At 32.9% G+C, this 17,376-nt stretch carries 16 protein-coding genes; 5 read left to right on the plus strand and 11 right to left on the minus strand.

All coding sequences use genetic code 11. The annotated features are described in order from the left end of the window. Nucleotides 1–4: 4 nt before the first annotated feature. Entirely contained in the window at nt 5–1,546 is a 1,542-nt protein-coding gene (locus tag LPC20_RS06665) for a S10 family peptidase (protein ID WP_229323734.1), read from the plus strand. A 58-nt stretch (nt 1,547–1,604) separates the two neighbouring features. Here the strand turns inward: LPC20_RS06665 and LPC20_RS06670 are convergent, their stop codons facing one another. Both LPC20_RS06670 and LPC20_RS06675 read right to left on the minus strand, forming a co-directional pair. Continuing rightward, nucleotides 1,605–1,985 carry a PUR family DNA/RNA-binding protein gene (locus LPC20_RS06670; protein ID WP_229327138.1) on the minus strand — a complete coding sequence of 127 codons (381 nt, stop codon included), beginning with the start codon at nt 1,983–1,985 and terminating at the stop codon, nt 1,605–1,607. Between the two features lie 67 nt (nt 1,986–2,052). Further along, nucleotides 2,053–3,831, minus strand: coding sequence for an ABC transporter ATP-binding protein (locus LPC20_RS06675; protein WP_229323736.1), 1,779 nt, complete (start codon nt 3,829–3,831; stop codon nt 2,053–2,055). 211 nt (nt 3,832–4,042) lie between these two features. On the opposite strand from LPC20_RS06675, the gene nusB reads away from it, so the two are divergent. Beyond that, nucleotides 4,043–4,954, plus strand: a complete 912-nt coding sequence (nusB, locus tag LPC20_RS06680; RefSeq protein WP_229327140.1) for a transcription antitermination factor NusB — start codon at nt 4,043–4,045, stop codon at nt 4,952–4,954. Nucleotides 4,955–4,980: 26 nt separating this feature from the next. Beyond that, nucleotides 4,981–5,253, plus strand: coding sequence for a preprotein translocase subunit YajC (gene yajC, locus LPC20_RS06685; RefSeq protein WP_229323738.1), 273 nt, complete (start codon nt 4,981–4,983; stop codon nt 5,251–5,253). A 52-nt stretch (nt 5,254–5,305) separates the two neighbouring features. Here the strand turns inward: yajC and pepT are convergent, their stop codons facing one another. The 6 genes from pepT to truA form a co-directional block, all read right to left on the minus strand. Next, nucleotides 5,306–6,544 carry a peptidase T gene (pepT, locus tag LPC20_RS06690; protein ID WP_229323740.1) on the minus strand — a complete coding sequence of 413 codons (1,239 nt, stop codon included), beginning with the start codon at nt 6,542–6,544 and terminating at the stop codon, nt 5,306–5,308. A 100-nt stretch (nt 6,545–6,644) separates the two neighbouring features. Then, entirely contained in the window at nt 6,645–7,094 is a 450-nt protein-coding gene (locus LPC20_RS06695; RefSeq protein ID WP_229323742.1) for an endo-arabinase, read from the minus strand. Between the two features lie 151 nt (nt 7,095–7,245). Further along, nucleotides 7,246–8,634: a dihydrolipoyl dehydrogenase gene (lpdA, locus tag LPC20_RS06700; RefSeq protein ID WP_229323744.1), complete on the minus strand. Its 1,389-nt coding sequence runs from the start codon at nt 8,632–8,634 to the stop codon at nt 7,246–7,248. 103 nt (nt 8,635–8,737) lie between these two features. Then, entirely contained in the window at nt 8,738–9,280 is a 543-nt protein-coding gene (locus tag LPC20_RS06705; protein ID WP_229323745.1) for a hypothetical protein, read from the minus strand. A gap of 35 nt (nt 9,281–9,315) precedes the next feature. After that, complete coding sequence (locus LPC20_RS06710) at nt 9,316–11,070, minus strand: ABC transporter ATP-binding protein (RefSeq protein WP_229323747.1); 1,755 nt, start codon at nt 11,068–11,070, stop codon at nt 9,316–9,318. 98 nt (nt 11,071–11,168) lie between these two features. Next, nucleotides 11,169–11,912 carry a tRNA pseudouridine(38-40) synthase TruA gene (gene truA / locus LPC20_RS06715; protein WP_229323749.1) on the minus strand — a complete coding sequence of 248 codons (744 nt, stop codon included), beginning with the start codon at nt 11,910–11,912 and terminating at the stop codon, nt 11,169–11,171. A gap of 133 nt (nt 11,913–12,045) precedes the next feature. On the opposite strand from truA, the gene LPC20_RS06720 reads away from it, so the two are divergent. Next, nucleotides 12,046–12,540 carry a metallophosphoesterase family protein gene (locus tag LPC20_RS06720; RefSeq protein ID WP_229323751.1) on the plus strand — a complete coding sequence of 165 codons (495 nt, stop codon included), beginning with the start codon at nt 12,046–12,048 and terminating at the stop codon, nt 12,538–12,540. A 5-nt stretch (nt 12,541–12,545) separates the two neighbouring features. Here the strand turns inward: LPC20_RS06720 and LPC20_RS06725 are convergent, their stop codons facing one another. The 3 genes from LPC20_RS06725 to LPC20_RS06735 form a co-directional block, all read right to left on the minus strand. Beyond that, a complete protein-coding gene (locus LPC20_RS06725; protein ID WP_229323762.1) occupies nt 12,546–14,291 on the minus strand; it encodes an ATP-binding protein in 1,746 nt (581 codons plus the stop codon). Next, nucleotides 14,260–14,922, minus strand: coding sequence for a response regulator (locus tag LPC20_RS06730; RefSeq protein ID WP_229323764.1), 663 nt, complete (start codon nt 14,920–14,922; stop codon nt 14,260–14,262). The genes LPC20_RS06725 and LPC20_RS06730 overlap by 32 nt, the downstream gene beginning before the upstream one ends. 138 nt (nt 14,923–15,060) lie before the next feature. After that, nucleotides 15,061–15,474, minus strand: coding sequence for a DUF4293 domain-containing protein (locus LPC20_RS06735; protein ID WP_229323766.1), 414 nt, complete (start codon nt 15,472–15,474; stop codon nt 15,061–15,063). A 185-nt stretch (nt 15,475–15,659) separates the two neighbouring features. On the opposite strand from LPC20_RS06735, the gene rho reads away from it, so the two are divergent. After that, nucleotides 15,660–17,345 (plus strand): transcription termination factor Rho, encoded by a 1,686-nt coding sequence (gene rho, locus LPC20_RS06740; protein WP_229323767.1) that lies wholly within the window; start codon nt 15,660–15,662, stop codon nt 17,343–17,345. The last annotated feature ends 31 nt before the right edge of the window (nt 17,346–17,376 follow it).

Raw genomic sequence — 17,376 nt, forward strand, 5'->3', positions numbered from 1 at the left:
TATTATGAAAAAAATGTTGTTTTCTTTTGCGTTAACAGGTTCTTTCTTATTTGTTACTGCACAATCACCTTCAAAAAAAGCAGAGGTTTCAGCTGCTACTCCAGCTGAAAAAGTAGAAAATTTAGTTTCCAATATAAAATTCAATCCAGACGAAAAAGTAATTACCCAACATCTTACGACTATTAAAGGGCAAAAAGTACCTTATCAAGCCACAACAGGAACTATGCCTGTTTGGGATGAAGATGGAAAAACTATTGCAGGAATTTTTTATACCTATTATGAGCGTTCTGATGTAAAAGATCGCGCTAGTCGTCCTTTGGTAATCTCCTTTAATGGAGGTCCGGGTTCAGCTTCTGTCTGGATGCAAATAGCGTATACTGGTCCCACTTTATTGAATATAGATGACGAAGGATATCCTGTTCAACCTTACGGAATTAAAGAAAACCCGTATTCTATTTTGGATGTAGCAGATATTGTTTTTGTTAATCCGGTAAACACAGCGTATTCAAGAATTACCAATAAAGAAACTCCAAAATCTACTTTCTTTGGTGTGAATGCAGATGTGAAATATTTAGCTGAATGGATCAAAACATTTGTTACGCGTTCTAATCGTTGGGCTTCTCCCAAATATCTTATTGGCGAAAGTTATGGAACTACAAGAGTTTCTGGCTTGGCTTTAGAATTACAAAATAGTCAATGGATGTATTTGAATGGCGTTGTTTTGGTATCCCCAACTACTTTAGGAATAGAGAGAGGTGTGGTTTCTAAAGCCGCTTTGCGTTTGCCTTATTATGCTGCTACAGCTTGGTTTCACAAAATGCTGCCGTCTGATTTGCAATCCAAAGATTTAACAGCTATGTTGCCTGAAGTAGAAAATTTCACATTAAACGAATTGATTCCGGCATTGAGTAAAGGAGGTTCTCTAGAAGCATCTCAAAGAAATGCTATAGCGGCTAAAATAGCCCGTTATTCAGGAATGTCAGAAAAAGTGATTTTGCAAAATAACCTAGATGTTCCTTTGGATTATTTTTGGAAAGAATTGTTGCGAGATCAAGGGCATACTGTAGGCCGTTTGGATTCTCGTTATAAAGGAATTGATCGCAAAGATGCTGGGGATAATCCTGACTTTAATTCAGAGTTGACGTCTTGGTTGCATTCGTTTACGCCAGCAATTAATATTTACTTACGAAATAATTTAGGATACAAAACTGATTTAAAGTACAATATGTTTGGACCAGTTTATCCTTGGGATAATTCAGGAGACAAAACTGGAGAGAATTTGAGACAAGCTATGGCGCAGAATCCTTATTTACACGTTTTAGTTCAATCTGGATATTATGATGGTGCTTGTGATTATTTTAATGCCAAATACAATATGTGGCAAATGGATCCAAGTGGTAAACTGAAAGATAGAATGTCATTTGAAGGATACCGAAGCGGTCATATGATGTACCTTCGTAAAGAAGATTTAATTAAAGGGAATGAAGACTTAAGAATATTTATTCAAAAATCATTACCAAAGCCAGGTGTTCCCGCTAAATACTAGAAATAAAAAAGCCCAAAATCAATTTGATTTTGGGCTTTTTTATTAATTCCAATTTTGATTAAATATCATCAAAATCTATATCTGTAAAGCTTGATACTTGAGGAGTAACCTCGTCTTCTGTATTTTCAGATGTGTATTCTTTCTTAAAGTCTTTTTGGTGTCTTTCTGAAATTACTTCTTCTCCTTTATGATTTAAAACGTAAGACGTCATATCTCCAAGAATTTCAGTAAAGGCTGCAAAATCTTCTTTGTACAAATATATTTTATGCTTTTTAAAGTGGAAAGAACCATCCTCTTCAGTAAACTTCTTACTTTCGGTTATTGTGATGTAATAATCATCTGCTTTAGTAGCTCTTACATCAAAAAAATACGTTCTTCTTCCGGCTCTTAAAATCTTAGAAAATATTTCCTCTTTTTCTAACATATCATTTTCTCTCATAATCCGTTCTTCATTTATTGGTTTATTGACATCCAAAAATGATAAAAAAAAATTGATTGACCAAAAATTATGTTAATTCTTTTTCCGATAATTGTTTCAAATACAAGTCGGCATAGTACCCTTTCTCATTTAGTAATTGATTATGAGAACCTTGTTGAATGATTTTTCCTTCATCGATAATAATAATTTGGTCTGCATTTTTTGCAGAGGAAACACGATGACTGACGATGATGGTAGTTTTATCTTTACAAATTTCGTACAAATTGTTTAAAATGGTTTCTTCCGTTTCGGTGTCAACTGCAGATAAACAATCGTCAAAAAGTAAGATAGGCGGATTTTTAATAATAGCTCTAGCTATTGACACACGTTGTTTTTGTCCTCCAGATAGTGTAATTCCTCTTTCGCCTAAAACCGTATCGTATTTTTTATTGAATCCCATGATGTTGTCATGAACAACCGCATTTTTAGCTGCTAACTCAATTTCTTCATCGGTGGCATCTTCTTTACCAAATTTAATGTTGTTTTTTATACTGTCTGAAAACAAAAAAGCATCTTGTGGAACAATTCCGATACTATTTCGTAAATCAAATAAGTTAAGGGTGTGAATTGGTCTGTTGTCAATATTAATTTCACCTTCGTTAACATCATATAATCTGGAAATTAAAGATAAAATAGTTGATTTTCCTGAACCAGTCTTTCCTAAAATAGCTAAAGTCTCTCCTTTATTTACAGTAAACGAAATGTTTTGAATGGCATTGATATTGGTATCTTCATAGGTAAAACTTACGTTATTAAACACAATGCTTCCTTCAATAGATGAACGATTTGGATTTGTATTTTTAATTTCAGGTTCGATTTTTAAAAATTCATTCAAACGTTTTTGAGACGCTTCTGCCTCCTGCACCATAGAAGAAACCCAACCTAAAGAAGCCACCGGCCATGTCAACATATTTACATATAAGATAAATTCTGCAATGGTACCAATACTCTTAATGGTTCCGTCCATGTACATCAGTCCGCCAAAATAAATCACTACAAGGTTACTAATACCAATTAACGCTAACATTAACGGCCCAAACAAAGATTGTACTCGTGCCAAGTCCAAGCTTTTGCTTTTACTTTCATTGGCTAAAGCAATCATATTATCTTGATGCTGATTTTCTAAGGAATAGGCTTTGATAACTCGAATTCCAGAAAAAATTTCTTGAGAAAAACTAGAGACTTTCGATAAATATTGTTGGAATACGGTACTACGTTTGTTGATTTCAGTACTTAATTTAAAAATTGTATAAGATAAAATAGGTAAGGGTAAAATAGTATATAAAGTCAATCTTGGCGATACATTGTACATATAAGCAATAACAATTGCAAAGCGAATAAAAGTGTTGATAGTGTACATTACGGCGGGACCAACATACATTCTGACTTTGGAAACGTCCTCACTAATTCGGTTCATTAAATCACCGGTTCTATTTTGTTTGTAGAATTGTTGGGAAAGGTTTTCATATTGTCTAAAGACTTCATTTTTCAGATCAAATTCAATATGACGTGACATTACGATTAATGTTTGTCGCATTAAAAAGGTCAAAAATCCGGCAATAATAGTGGTTCCAATGATAAGTAGTATATTGTCAACCAAATCGCTTTTGAAATGCGATAGAACAGATTCAGAGGATTTTTCTTGAATGGATAAGCGATCAAATTTCTCAATGGCTTCTAATGATTGACTAATCAGTTTTGGTGTGAACAAAGAAAAGATTTGTGCTACAATGGTAATTACTATTCCTAGTAAAAAACTGAATTTGTATTTGACGAAGTACTTATTTAAATAACTTAATTCTCTCATTGTATCGCTGCACTTTTAGCTTCGCAAATATAAAGTAATTAAAGGAATAATTGAATGTAAAAGTAAGCGGACTTTAATTCAGACTCAGTTTTTTTTGAATTAAAAAAGAGGTTTAAATTTTCTTTTAAGGTATGAAATACCTATTTTTGCAGCCTAATTCATTAAAAGTTCTTTCCCAGTGGTAAATAGAAGACACATTCGCGTTAAGGTTATGCAAACGATTTATGCTATGCATCAAAACGGTTCGGATAATTTAGAAGGTCAAGAGAAATTTCTATTTTACAGTATCGATTCGATACAAGATTTATACTTAGTTATGGTTTCTTCCTTAATTGAGTTAGCCAAGAAAGAAAAAGTTTTTTTGCATTTATCAAGTCAGAAACATTTAGCTACCTCTGAAGAGCGAAATCCCAATACTAAATTTATCAATAATTCAATTTTCAAATTATTAGAAGATAATAGTTCTTTGAGCATTGCTTTAGAGAATAGAAAAATTAATAATTGGAATATCCATGATGATTATATTCAATTGCTTTTAACATCATTGAAAGAAAGTAAATTGTATGATAAATACATGAGTAATCCAACTGTATCTTTTGAAGAAGACAAACAGTTTGTAATTGATCTTTTTACAGAGATAATTGTTCCAAATGAGAAACTATACGAATATTTGGAAGATGATAAATTAACTTGGATTGACGATATTCCGGTGGTAAACACGAACATTGTTAAACAATTAAAAAGTCTGAAGTCGGCTGAAGATGACAGTTTTAGAGTTCCTAAACTATTTAAAGATGCTGACGACAAAGATTTTGCAAAAGATTTGTTCCGAAAAACTGTTTTGAACGAAAAAGAATTAGCCAAAGAATTTGATTCGAAAACGCCCAATTGGGACATGGATCGTATTGCAGAAATGGATACGATTATTTTAAAAATGGCAATTTGTGAGTTATTGAAATTTCCATCAATTCCTGTTAAAGTAACTCTTAACGAATATTTAGAATTAGCTAAGGAATATTCTACTCCAAAAAGTAGTATTTTTATCAACGGAATTTTAGATAACCTAGTTAAGGAATTTCAAACCAATAAAAAAATGATCAAAGCCGGTAGAGGCTTGATGTAATGTTAAATTAATAATATAATACAATTATGGAACAATTAAGTCAATTTGCGCCGTTCTTATTAATGTTTGTAGTGATCTATTTCTTTATGATTAGACCGCAACAAAAAAGAGCTAAAGCTGAAAAAGAATTCGAAAGTAACTTGAAAGTAGGCGATAAAATCATTACTAAAAGTGGGCTACACGGTAAAATTGCTGAATTAGCTGAGACTACAGTAGTCGTTGAAACGATGTCAGGTAAATTGAAAATGGAGCGTTCAGCTATTTCAATGGAAATGAGTGCCGCTTTGAACAAAAAATAAAAGATAGATACTTACAAAAAAAGCTCCCAATTGGGAGCTTTTTTTGTAACCACTATTTAACAGCAGTTAATTCTGCAATCTTGATGATTACTTCAATTGCTTTTTGAATGCTCTCAACCGGGACATATTCATATTTTCCATGAAAGTTATGTCCGCCAGCAAAAATATTAGGGCAAGGCAATCCCATATATGACAACTGAGAACCATCTGTACCACCGCGAATAGGTTTTATCAAAGGTTTAATGCCTACTTCTTTCATTGCTTTTTCGGCTATGTCGACAATGTGTTTTACCGGTAATACTTTTTCTTTCATGTTGTAGTACTGGTCATTGATTTCAGCAATAGCAATGTCTTCCCCAAATTGTTTGGCAAACTTTTTATTGATTTTTTGAGTAATCTTATGAATTAAGGCCTTGCGTTTTTCAAACTTCTTTTTGTTATGATCGCGAATAATCAACTCGACTAGGCTTTCTTCAATACTTCCGTTGACATGATGTACATGGAAAAAACCTTCATAACCTTTCGTTTCCTCTGGAGTTTCTCCTTTTGGTAAGGCATTGATAAATTCATTAGCAATCAGCATCGAATTTATCATTTTACCTTTAGCATAGCCTGGATGCACACTTTTTCCTTTGAACGTAATTTTGGCGCCAGCTGCATTAAAGTTTTCATATTCCAATTCACCTACTTGACTTCCGTCCATAGTGTACGCCCAATCGGCTCCAAATTTAGCAACGTCAAAATGATGCGCTCCACGTCCAATTTCTTCATCGGGAGTGAATCCGATTCGAATCTTGCCGTGTTTGATTTCTGGATGTTGTATAAGGTATTCCATGGCCGTAACAATTTCGGTAATTCCGGCTTTGTCATCGGCTCCTAATAATGTAGTTCCGTCTGTAGTAATTAGTGTTTGACCTTTGTATTGCAATAAATCTTTAAAGTATTTTGGAGACAAAACAATGTTTTTATCAGCATTCAATACAATATCACCACCATCGTAATCTGGAATTACTTGAGGCTTAACATTGGCACCCGTAAAATCAGGAGAAGTATCAAAATGCGAAATGAATCCAATAGTAGGAACTTCATGTTCTACATTACTTGGAAGTGTTGCCATGATATAGGCTTTGTCATCAATACTTACGTCTTGGAGTCCAATTGTTTTTAATTCCTCGACTAGTTTATTGGCCAAATCCCATTGTTTTTTAGTACTTGGGGTTGTTGTTGAATTGGGATCAGATTCGGTGTCTATTGTGACATAACTAATGAATCTATCTATTATATGTTGCATGATATTATATTTTAAACAAAGATAAACATTTTAAGACCGTATAAAAATGGAAAAATCCAACAGTTAGGTTGAATTTTTCTTATGAAACGCTATTGTATATTTAGTTTTCTCGTTTGTAAATGTGGAGTGATTGTCCTACTAATTTCCATTGTTCGTTCACTTTTTCTAATAATCGAATTTCATAAGACCAAGTGCGTTTCCCTTCAACATCTGTCGATAATTCGTCATGGCTTACCCAAGCATTATTTTTAGCAATACTCATTTTATAATTGGAGTTTACTGCAAATCCGCCATTGCCCATAGTTTCTGGTTTTTGATTCTTCATTACAGTAGGAGGTACGTCTATGGTTTGTCCATCGGGTAAAGAAACTAAGATTCTACTATAGGGTTGAATGTGCCAACAATCTGCATGACCTTTTACATCTTTGGTTCTCCAGGTAGCGGATTCTTTTTCTAATAGTTTCTTGATAGCTGTTTCTTCATCCATTTGTTGGCTATACGCAAAAGCGGAAATACTAATGATTAAACTCAATGCGGCTTTCCATTTCATAATTGTGTGATTTAGTTGGTAATTGGAATAAAGATACTGAAATTATGCTACTAGCTTATTAAAATTAATAATTGACATAAAAAAATCCGATTAGCATTGGCCAATCGGATTTTTGAATTTTGTCTTTGCAATTGAATATGCAATTACTATTTTACAAGTGAATTACTTCACCGTATGCATCTGCTACCGCTTCCATTACTGCCTCACTCATAGTAGGGTGTGGGTGGATTGCTTTTAAGATTTCGTGTCCAGTAGTTTCTAGTTTACGTGCTACAACTGCTTCAGCAATCATATCAGTTACACCAGCACCAATCATGTGGCATCCTAACCATTCTCCGTATTTAGCATCAAAGATTACTTTTACGAAACCATCAGAAGCTCCTGAAGCTTTTGCTTTTCCTGAAGCTGAGAAAGGGAATTTACCAATTTTTAATTCGTATCCTTTTTCTTTCGCTGCTTTTTCAGTTAATCCAACCGAAGCAATTTCAGGAGTAGCATAGGTACAACCTGGTACGTTTCCGTAATCAATTGGTTCTACATGTAATCCAGCGATTTTTTCCACACAATTAATTCCTTCAGCAGAAGCTACGTGAGCCAAAGCTTGTCCTGGAGTAATATCTCCAATTGCGTAATAACCTGGGATATTCGTTTGGTTGTATGCGTTTACTAAGATTTTATCTTTATCAGTAGCGATTCCGACTTCTTCTAATCCGATGTTTTCAATGTTGGTTTTGATCCCAACAGCAGAAAGTAACATGTCAGCTTCTAATACTTCTTCTCCTTTAGCTGTTTTAACAAATGCTTTTACACCTTTTCCAGAAGTATCAATTTTTTCTACTGAAGCGTTAGTCATAATATTGACACCTGCTTTTTTCATAGAACGTTCCATTTGTTTCGAAATATCTTCGTCTTCAACAGGAACAATATTAGGCATAAACTCAACAATGGTTACTTCTGTTCCCATAGAGTTGTAAAAATGGGCAAATTCAATACCAATAGCTCCCGAACCCACGATGATCATCGATTTTGGTTGTTTTGGTAAGGTCATTGCTTGACGGTATCCAATTACTTTTACACCATCTTGAGGTAAGTTAGGCAATTCACGAGAACGTGCTCCAGTAGCCAAAATGATATGGTCTGCATTGTATTCTGTTACTTTACCGTCTTTATCAGTTACATCTACTTTTTTTCCTGGTTTGATTTTACCAAAACCATCAATAACGTCGATTTTATTTTTTTTCATCAAGAATTGAACACCTTTGCTCATTCCGTCAGCTACTCCTCTTGAACGGTTTACTACCGCAGAGAAATCTTTATCAAATGATGAAACAGTCAATCCGTAGTCTGAAGCGTGTTTTAAGTAGTCAAAAACTTGTGCAGATTTCAACAAAGCTTTTGTTGGAATACAACCCCAGTTCAAACATACTCCACCTAAATTTTCTTTTTCGATAACGGCTACTTTAAAACCTAATTGAGAAGCTCTAATAGCAGTTACATATCCTCCAGGTCCACTTCCTAAAACTATAATATCGTATTTCATTTTACTGTTTTCTTTTTTGATTTGATGAGGCAAAATTAAGGATTAAATTTAAAAAAAAATAGAGCTTTTTAAAGTTTATTACATCTTGAAATGCTCAAAAATATTATTTCATTTTTAAATGAGCTTCTAAATAATTGTTTGTAGAATAGTATTCTTTTTTTAGTTTTTTTAAATGACTAATTATTTCTTCATAATTAGGATAATTAGGATTAAGGCAATCTTTAATATCATTATCTATTACTGTTAAAATTAAATACCAAAAACCTCTTCTGGATGTATACAAATCTTCTAACATTGGATTTTTATTATTACTATTTCTATGGGTATCAATAGCTAATGGTAACAAATTTAATGTAGATGTAGTTCTCTCTCGCTCAAAAAATGATAAATAATACGTCTTGTTATTTATGCTGATAGGAACGTTTGACTCAACATTTTGCTTTTTTAGGTTGTATTTAGTGTTTATGAAATTGTAAAACTCATTAGCATTCTTGGTGTCTTCAAATATAAAACCATAATAATTAGGTAGATCTTTTTTGAATTTCTTTGCCTTTATTATTTTTTCACCCTCAATTTTTGGAGCAATTTTATATGGAATACAAGAATAAACTAAGAGAAATAGAAGATAAAGACTGATTTTTTTCATTTGACAGAGTAAGTATTTATCCAGTTATTTACAATTTAATTGGCCACCGAAAATTGGGAATCGTATAAATTTTTATAATAACCACTTTCTTTATTAATTAACTCTTGATGTGTTCCTTCTTCTACAACCAAACCTTTGTCCATGACTACAATTTTATCAGCATTAATAATGGTAGCTAATCGGTGGGCAATAACAATAGAAGTTCGCCCTTGTGTGATTGTTTCTGTTGCTCGTTGAATTAATTCTTCTGAATAGGTATCTATAGAAGAAGTAGCTTCATCTAGAATCAAAATACTCGGATTACTTACAAAGGCACGTAAAAAAGCAATCAATTGGCGTTGCCCAGACGATAGCATTACGCCTCGTTCTTTTACATCAAAGTCATAATTGTCTGGCAAACTCATGATAAAATCGTGTACGCCAATCTTTTGTGCTGCAGCTAAAACTTCTTCACGAGAAATAGCTGGATTATTCAAGGTTATATTATTGTAAATGGTATCTGCAAATAAGAAAACGTCTTGTAAAACCACCGCAATTTGCTTTCGTAACGAGTCCAATGTATAATTCTCAATGTTATGATGATCGATACAAATGGTTCCGCTATTGATCTCATAAAAACGATTTAACAAATTAATAATCGTTGACTTTCCAGCACCTGTAGAACCTACAATAGCTATGGTTTGTCCCGCTTTAACTTCTAAATCAATTCCTTTGATCACTTCTTCATCAGGTATATATCCAAATCGCACACCCTTAAATTCAATATCACCTTTAAAAACGGGAGCCTCAATAGTTCCAGTATCTTGAATTTGGTCTTGGGTATCTAAAATATCAAAAACACGATTGGCAGCAATCATCCCTAATTGCATTTCGTTGAATTTATCCGCAATTTGGCGCAACGGATTGAATAACATTCCAATGAACATAGTATACGAAAATAAATCCCCAAAAGTGGTAAACATATCGCCATTCAGAATTTTAAATCCTCCATATAAGACAATAAAACCAAGTGTTAATGAAGAAATTATATCGGCAATAGGAAAGAAGATGGAGTTGTATAAGATTGTTTTAATCCATGCTTTTCTATGTTTTTCGTTGATGTTTTTAAACTTGTCCAATTCAATATCTTCACGATTGAACAATTGCACAATTTTCATCCCAGTAACACGTTCCTGAACAAAGGAATTCATGTTGGCAATTTCTGTTCGCACTTCTTCAAAAGCAATTTGCATTTTGCGTTGAAAAATACGAGTAAAAAATACTAAAACAGGCATAGCTACAATGACAATCCATGTTAGTTTCCAGTTCATGTAAAACATGAAAAATAGTACTACCACCATCTTCATCAAATCACTGATGATCATAAAAAGGCCTTGACTGAAGATTCGGGCAATAGCTTCAATATCCGAAACAGAACGTGTGACTAATTGACCAACAGGAACGTGGTCAAAATATTTCATTCTGAAACTTAAAATATGCTTGAATAATTTAGTTCGAATATCTTTTACGATATCTTGTCCTAGCCAATTGGCCCAAAACACAAAATAATATTGTGAAAAAACCTCGGCTAAAAGAACAATTCCCATTAAAGTTATATAGAATAATAAACCTTGTTGATCATGAGTTTTGATGTAACCATCAACAGTTTGTTTTAACAAATAAGGACGCAAAGCCGCAAAAACAGATAATGATATGGCAAATACAATCACTCCTCTAAATCGTAATTGATAGGGTTTAGTGTATTTTAATATTCGTTTGAATAATCGTGTATCGAATGCTTTTGCCTTCATTTTATTTGGAGCTATTTCCTGCTATCCGCTGTATCTTTTTATATGTGGACTTCGAGAGCCTCAGTCCTCCTATAAAAAGGATGCCGCTTCTATCAGGGCTATGGGTTGATGTAATCGTATTCTATTTTCGTTAAATATAAACCATGTGCTGGAACAGAGAATCCTGCTTTTTCCCTGCTTTTACTTTCAATAATTTTAGTAAAATCATCTAATGTAATCTTATGCAACCCTAAATTGATAAGCGTCCCAACAATGGAACGCACCATATTTCTCAAAAACCGATTTGCTGAAATCGTAAAAACAAGTTGATCGTTCTTTCCTCGTTTCCAATACGCTTCAAAAATAGTACAATCAAATGTATTTACATCGGTATTGACTTTAGAAAAACATTCGAAATCGGTATAATTAAATAATAATTGCGAAGCTTGGTTCATCAAGTCGATGTCCAAAGGCTGATGGAAATACCAACTCAGTTCATCTATAAATGGATTTTTGAATTGGTGAATGTGGTATTCATAGGTTCTTTTTGTGGCGTCAAATCGAGAATGTGCGTCATCATGAACCGGAATGATGTCATAAATCACAATGTCTTTTGGTAAAAAAGAATTGAGTTTGTGAACTAAGGTTGTTATGTCAAAAGAGTTATCCGTATCAAAATGGGCATACATTTCTCTTGCATGAACTCCAGTATCGGTTCGTCCGGCCCCCATCAAATTGATTTCAGTTTGCAATAAAACAGAAAATGCTTTGTTCAGGTTTTCCTGAACAGAAGTTGCATTTGGCTGTATTTGCCAGCCATGAAAACGGGTACCGTTATAGGCTAAATGTATGAAATATCTCAAGTTGATTCGTCAAAAAGTTCAAGCTTCAAATGTACAAAGTTTTTAGGTTGGGCAAAGCCAAATAAGTAAGTTATTCTTGGCTTTTTATTTCGTCTTTTTAGTTTGTAACTTTGACGAACTAAGTTCGCTTACAATGAAAAAAATTCTTTTACTCTCAGATACTCATAGTCATATTGACGATACGATTCTAAAATATGTCGTTCAAGCGGATGAGGTTTGGCATGCGGGAGATATTGGAGACCTTGTTGTAACGGATACAATTAAAAAATTAAAACCACTTCGCGCTGTTTATGGTAATATTGATGATGCACAAGCTCGTTTAGAATTTCCATTACATCATCGGTTTTTTTGTGAGGGAGTTTCGGTTTGGATTACCCACATTGGTGGTTATCCTGGAAAATATAATCAAGCTGTTCGTTCCGAATTAGAGCAAAATTCACCTCAATTATTTATTTGCGGACATTCGCACATTCTAAAAGTACAATTTGATAAGCAGAATAATTTGTTGTTTATGAATCCGGGTGCAGCGGGCAAAAGTGGTTTCCATCAAGTGAGAACGATGCTACGATTTATAATTGACGGTGATGCAATTAAAGAATTAGAAATTATCGAAATAGATAAGCGGTAAATCTATTACGCTTTGGAATTTGGAATATCAATCTTAATTGTTGTTCCTTTTTCTATTTTTGAGTCGATATTTAAATTTCCCCTCATCACATTAATTCTAGCTCTAATCTGGTTGAGACCAAATCCCTCAATTATTTGAAATTGGTTGGTATCAAAACCGATTCCATTATCAATAACTTGAATTTTAAAGTAATTTGCGTTTTCTTTAATTATGATTTTAGCTGTAGTCGCTTTACTATGTTTGACAATATTATTGATAAGTTCAGAAATTATAAAGTAAACTTTAATTTCAAAATCTTCTGTATACCTTTGGCTGTTATTGATATTACATTCAAACTGAAATTGTAAAGTAGAGTTAGAATTCTTTTCGCATAAATCTTCTAAAGCAAAAAGAAGTCCAAATCGAACTAAGAGAGCGGGAATTAATTCGTGAGACAAATCTCTCACTTTATTGTGAGCTTCTTCTAAAAGATGAATCGTTTTTGTGATTTCATCTTCATTAGAGTTACTGTTATTTTTTTTAATAACACTAAGATGCAATCCAGCTGAGGACAATAGGGCACTAATATTGTCGTGTAAAAAGGATGCGATTTTTTTTCGTTCCGTTTCTTGGCCAGAAATAGTTGCGTTTATAATATTCTGTTGGATTTTATTTCGCAAACCACTTAATCTATTTTTCTGGATAAGTCTTGAATTTTGTAAGTAAAAATAAAACAATACTATACTTATTAAGAAAATAGAAATTATAGCAATAAGTTTTCGTCTAGTCATCACTTTTTCCTGATTTAAAACGTCTTGTTGTGTTTTAAATTCAGATTCAATTTTTTCGACCTCTCTCTTGTATTCTTCAATTTCTAAATTAAGGCCTTCATTTTTTGCTTTGTTTAATTTGTCCTCTGCATTTAACTCATCAGTAATTGTATTGTAAGTAGCTAGATGGTCAAAAGCCTCTTTGTGTTTTTGAACTGAATTTAGATATTTAGCATACTCTTGATGTGTTAGAGCTAAGTCAAATTTTTCATCACCTGCATTGCCAAGCTGAATCGCTTCGTTAAAATTACTTTCAGCTTTAGAATGCTCTTTTTTTACTCCATAGTAGATACCGTTAAGCATTTTTAGAGCAACAATAGTTAAGTCGCTTCCATGCTTTTCATGATGAAGATTCGTAAACTGTAAATGGGGGAGACCTTTGTCAAACTCGTTGATATCAAAGTAAGCCCACGCAACATTTAAATTGGTTAAAACAAGTCGAGCAGAATCTTTAATTTGTTCACTGTATTCGAGAGATTGTTTATAATGTTCAATACCTTTTTGATATTCCTTTTTATCGAAACAGTAGATATTTCCTAGATTGTTATGCAGTAAATTTTTTAATTTTAAATTATTAGTGCGATCTGCATAAATTAATCCTTTTTTATAGTAAAAAAAGGCTTTTTCTGGATTTGAGAATAAATCAAAATTACCTCCAATAGTATTATAAGTGGACGCAATAATATCATTGTCTTTTAGTGTTATTGCATTACGAAGAATGGTTCGGCATTTTACAAGGGATTTATCATAGCTCCCTTTACGCATTAATCGAATAGCCTCTTTCAATTCTTTCTCTGTTTCTTTTTTAGAAACTATTTTGTTTTGAGATATAACAGAACAGTTCCATAAAAGTAAAACAAGAATAAAAAGGGATGAAATACGATTAAAAGCCATAAATTTTAGAAAAAAATTAATCTTTAATAAGGTTATTTTTAATGGCATATTTGACCAATCCAATCGTATTTTTAGCACCAATTTTTTTCATAATATTTTTCCGATGGGTTTCTACGGTATTCGTACTTATGAATAATTTATCACTAATTTCTTTTCCGCTTAATTCAAGTGAAATAAGGGTGATTACTTCCAATTCCCTTTCTGTTAAAATTGTATTGGCAAGAGTAAAATTGGGGTTTACTTTTTGATTGTCTTTAGTAACTAGATTAAATATTTTTTCTCTAACTGATCTACAAAAATAGTCCTCTCCATTACTAACGGCTTGTATGGCTTCAACAATATTTTCTCCAGCACATTGTTTTGTTAGATAACCATTAGCTCCTAATCGCATCACCTCTTTGATTAATTTTAAATCGTCGTAACTAGATAAAATGATTACTTTACAGGGAATTCCTTTTTGGGCAAATTCTTTAATTACTTCAATACCATCTTTTTCTGGCATATTTAAATCAAGAATTAATACATCTGCATTTGTTTTTTCTACTTCTTCATACAGATTGTATCCATTTAGAGAAAATCCTACTACTTCAAAATTAGCGACTGTTTTAAGCAAAATAAGAAGTCCATCAAGAAGGACTTGATGATCATCAGCGAGATAGATTTTTATTTTGTTTTCCATTCGTTTTGGGGGTGTCTCAATTTCAAATGTAAGAAAATTTGACGAATATAACTTCTTTGGTTCGAAATTTAATTAAAATAAAAAACCCGAATTGTTACATTCGGGTTTTTCTCGCACTAATAAACTAAGTTTATAGGTTTATCTCAATCGATCCACAGATTTTACAAGATCTTCATCCTTCTTGATGGCCTTATTAGCAAAACCTAATAATACGATAGCCAAGATAGGTAGAAACATCCCAATACCCTTCTCTGAAACTGCTGGAGTCTCTCCGGATAGATTTAGTGAATGATAAACAAATAATCCTAATAAAATTAAATTTAATATGATATTCAGTCTGCCAATAACAAACTGATGTTGTCTTTTTTTATACGAAATAATACTTAATAAACTCATAGTGGTACTCAAACCAAAAAGGATAACATACAACTGATTTTGCATGAATAAAAAGTCATTGCCATTTGCTAATGTCCATAATGGAAAAACAAATGGGAGTACGCCTGTAACTATAAAAGCTATTAAAAGATATAAGGTTTGTATTCTTTGTATCATTGTAATTAAATGAACAACAAAAATAAAGTTTTCTTTTTTATAAATACTATTGTATGATTAAAAAATATTCGTATTATTGCATAGTTATATCGTAAGCACTTCATCTTGCGGACAATCCAATAAACTTTACTGCTTATCTTTCACAACAGTTTTCCAAAAAAAAATAAATTAAAACAAGAACATTCATGTTTGATATTTCTGCATTAAAAAACATGAAGCTTTCTGAGCTTCAAGACATTGCTAAATTAGCTAAAACCATAAAGTTTGCTGGGGTTAAAAAAGAAGATTTAATTGCTCAAATTGTAGAGCAACAACTTGCAACTTCAAAAGAAGACAATACATCAGTTGAGGTAGGAACTGAAAAACCTAAAAGAGCAAGAATACTTCCTTCAAAAAAAGAATCAGTTCAAGCGACTCAGGATACCGAAGAGGTTTCCAATACAACATCTAATGGAGCTGAAATTGCCTCTGAGACTTCAGAAAGTGAGGCTCCTAAAATAGTTAAGTTCAATAAATTGGCTTACGAACAAAAGATAGCAAAAAAAGAAAAAGTAACAACAAAAGTTACTACAGGAGCACCTGAATTGCCATTGGAAACGCCTTCTAATGAATCTGGAGAAACTCCAGCGGTTGTTAAAAAAGTAAATCCAAATCAATTAAATAAACAAAACCAGAATCCAAATCAAAACGGAAACCAGAATCAGAATCCGAACCAAAAGAACAAGAAAAGTAATTTTGGTCACTCGGATTATGAGTTTGATGGAATCATTGAAAGTGAAGGTGTATTAGAAATGATGCCTGATGGCTATGGTTTCTTGCGTTCTTCTGATTATAATTATTTGGCTTCGCCAGATGATATTTATTTATCAACTTCTCAAATTCGTCTATTTGGTTTAAAAACTGGAGATACTGTAAAAGGAGTGGTACGCCCTCCAAAAGAAGGAGAGAAATTCTTTCCATTAGTGCGCGTATTAAAAATTAATGGTCACGATCCACAAGTGGTTCGCGATAGAGTTTCATTTGAACATTTAACGCCTGTTTTTCCAAAAGAAAAATTCAAATTGGCTGAAAAGCAAAGTACTATTTCTACGCGAATTATTGATTTGTTTTCTCCAATAGGAAAAGGACAACGTGGTATGATTGTAGCACAACCTAAAACAGGTAAAACAATGTTGTTAAAAGACATTGCTAATGCTATTGCTGCTAATCATCCTGAGGTTTATTTAATTGTTCTTTTAATTGACGAACGTCCAGAAGAGGTTACGGATATGCAACGCAGTGTTCGTGGAGAAGTTATCGCTTCTACTTTTGATAGAGAGCCACAAGAACACGTTAAAATTGCCAACATTGTTTTAGAGAAAGCCAAAAGATTAGTAGAGTGTGGTCACGATGTAGTAATCCTTTTGGATTCGATTACTCGTTTAGCAAGAGCCTACAATACAGTTCAACCCGCTTCTGGTAAAGTATTAAGTGGTGGTGTAGATGCCAATGCTTTACAAAAACCAAAACGTTTCTTTGGAGCAGCTCGTAATGTAGAAAATGGAGGTTCGTTGAGTATTATTGCAACCGCTTTAACCGAAACGGGTTCTAAAATGGATGAGGTGATTTTTGAAGAATTCAAAGGAACTGGAAATATGGAATTACAATTGGATAGAAAAATTGCTAACAAGCGTATCTTCCCTGCAATTGATTTAACATCTTCTAGTACGAGAAGAGATGATTTATTGTTGGATCCACAAACCTTACAACGTATGTGGATTATGCGTAAATACCTTTCGGATATGAATCCTGTGGAAGCAATGGATTTCATCAATGACCGATTCAAAAAAACTAAGAATAACGAGGAATTTTTGATTTCAATGAATGATTAATTCTGAACTATAATTGCATAAAAAAAGTCCC

The organism is Flavobacterium ammonificans (genome assembly GCF_020886115.1).
Classification (GTDB): Bacteria; Bacteroidota; Bacteroidia; order Flavobacteriales; family Flavobacteriaceae; genus Flavobacterium; species Flavobacterium ammonificans.

Coding starts and splice junctions, on each gene's coding strand:
- LPC20_RS06725 (WP_229323762.1), bottom strand. CDS start 14,291: ATGCCATTAAAAATAACCTTATTAAAGATTAATTTTTTTCTAAAATTT.
- LPC20_RS06710 (WP_229323747.1), bottom strand. CDS start 11,070: ATGAAGGCAAAAGCATTCGATACACGATTATTCAAACGAATATTAAAA.
- nusB (WP_229327140.1), top strand. CDS start 4,043: ATGCAAACGATTTATGCTATGCATCAAAACGGTTCGGATAATTTAGAA.
- LPC20_RS06695 (WP_229323742.1), bottom strand. CDS start 7,094: ATGAAATGGAAAGCCGCATTGAGTTTAATCATTAGTATTTCCGCTTTT.
- LPC20_RS06665 (WP_229323734.1), top strand. CDS start 5: ATGAAAAAAATGTTGTTTTCTTTTGCGTTAACAGGTTCTTTCTTATTT.
- LPC20_RS06670 (WP_229327138.1), bottom strand. CDS start 1,985: ATGAGAGAAAATGATATGTTAGAAAAAGAGGAAATATTTTCTAAGATT.
- LPC20_RS06730 (WP_229323764.1), bottom strand. CDS start 14,922: ATGGAAAACAAAATAAAAATCTATCTCGCTGATGATCATCAAGTCCTT.
- pepT (WP_229323740.1), bottom strand. CDS start 6,544: ATGCAACATATAATAGATAGATTCATTAGTTATGTCACAATAGACACC.
- LPC20_RS06705 (WP_229323745.1), bottom strand. CDS start 9,280: ATGAAAAAAATCAGTCTTTATCTTCTATTTCTCTTAGTTTATTCTTGT.
- LPC20_RS06735 (WP_229323766.1), bottom strand. CDS start 15,474: ATGATACAAAGAATACAAACCTTATATCTTTTAATAGCTTTTATAGTT.
- rho (WP_229323767.1), top strand. CDS start 15,660: ATGTTTGATATTTCTGCATTAAAAAACATGAAGCTTTCTGAGCTTCAA.
- lpdA (WP_229323744.1), bottom strand. CDS start 8,634: ATGAAATACGATATTATAGTTTTAGGAAGTGGACCTGGAGGATATGTA.
- LPC20_RS06720 (WP_229323751.1), top strand. CDS start 12,046: ATGAAAAAAATTCTTTTACTCTCAGATACTCATAGTCATATTGACGAT.
- yajC (WP_229323738.1), top strand. CDS start 4,981: ATGGAACAATTAAGTCAATTTGCGCCGTTCTTATTAATGTTTGTAGTG.
- LPC20_RS06675 (WP_229323736.1), bottom strand. CDS start 3,831: ATGAGAGAATTAAGTTATTTAAATAAGTACTTCGTCAAATACAAATTC.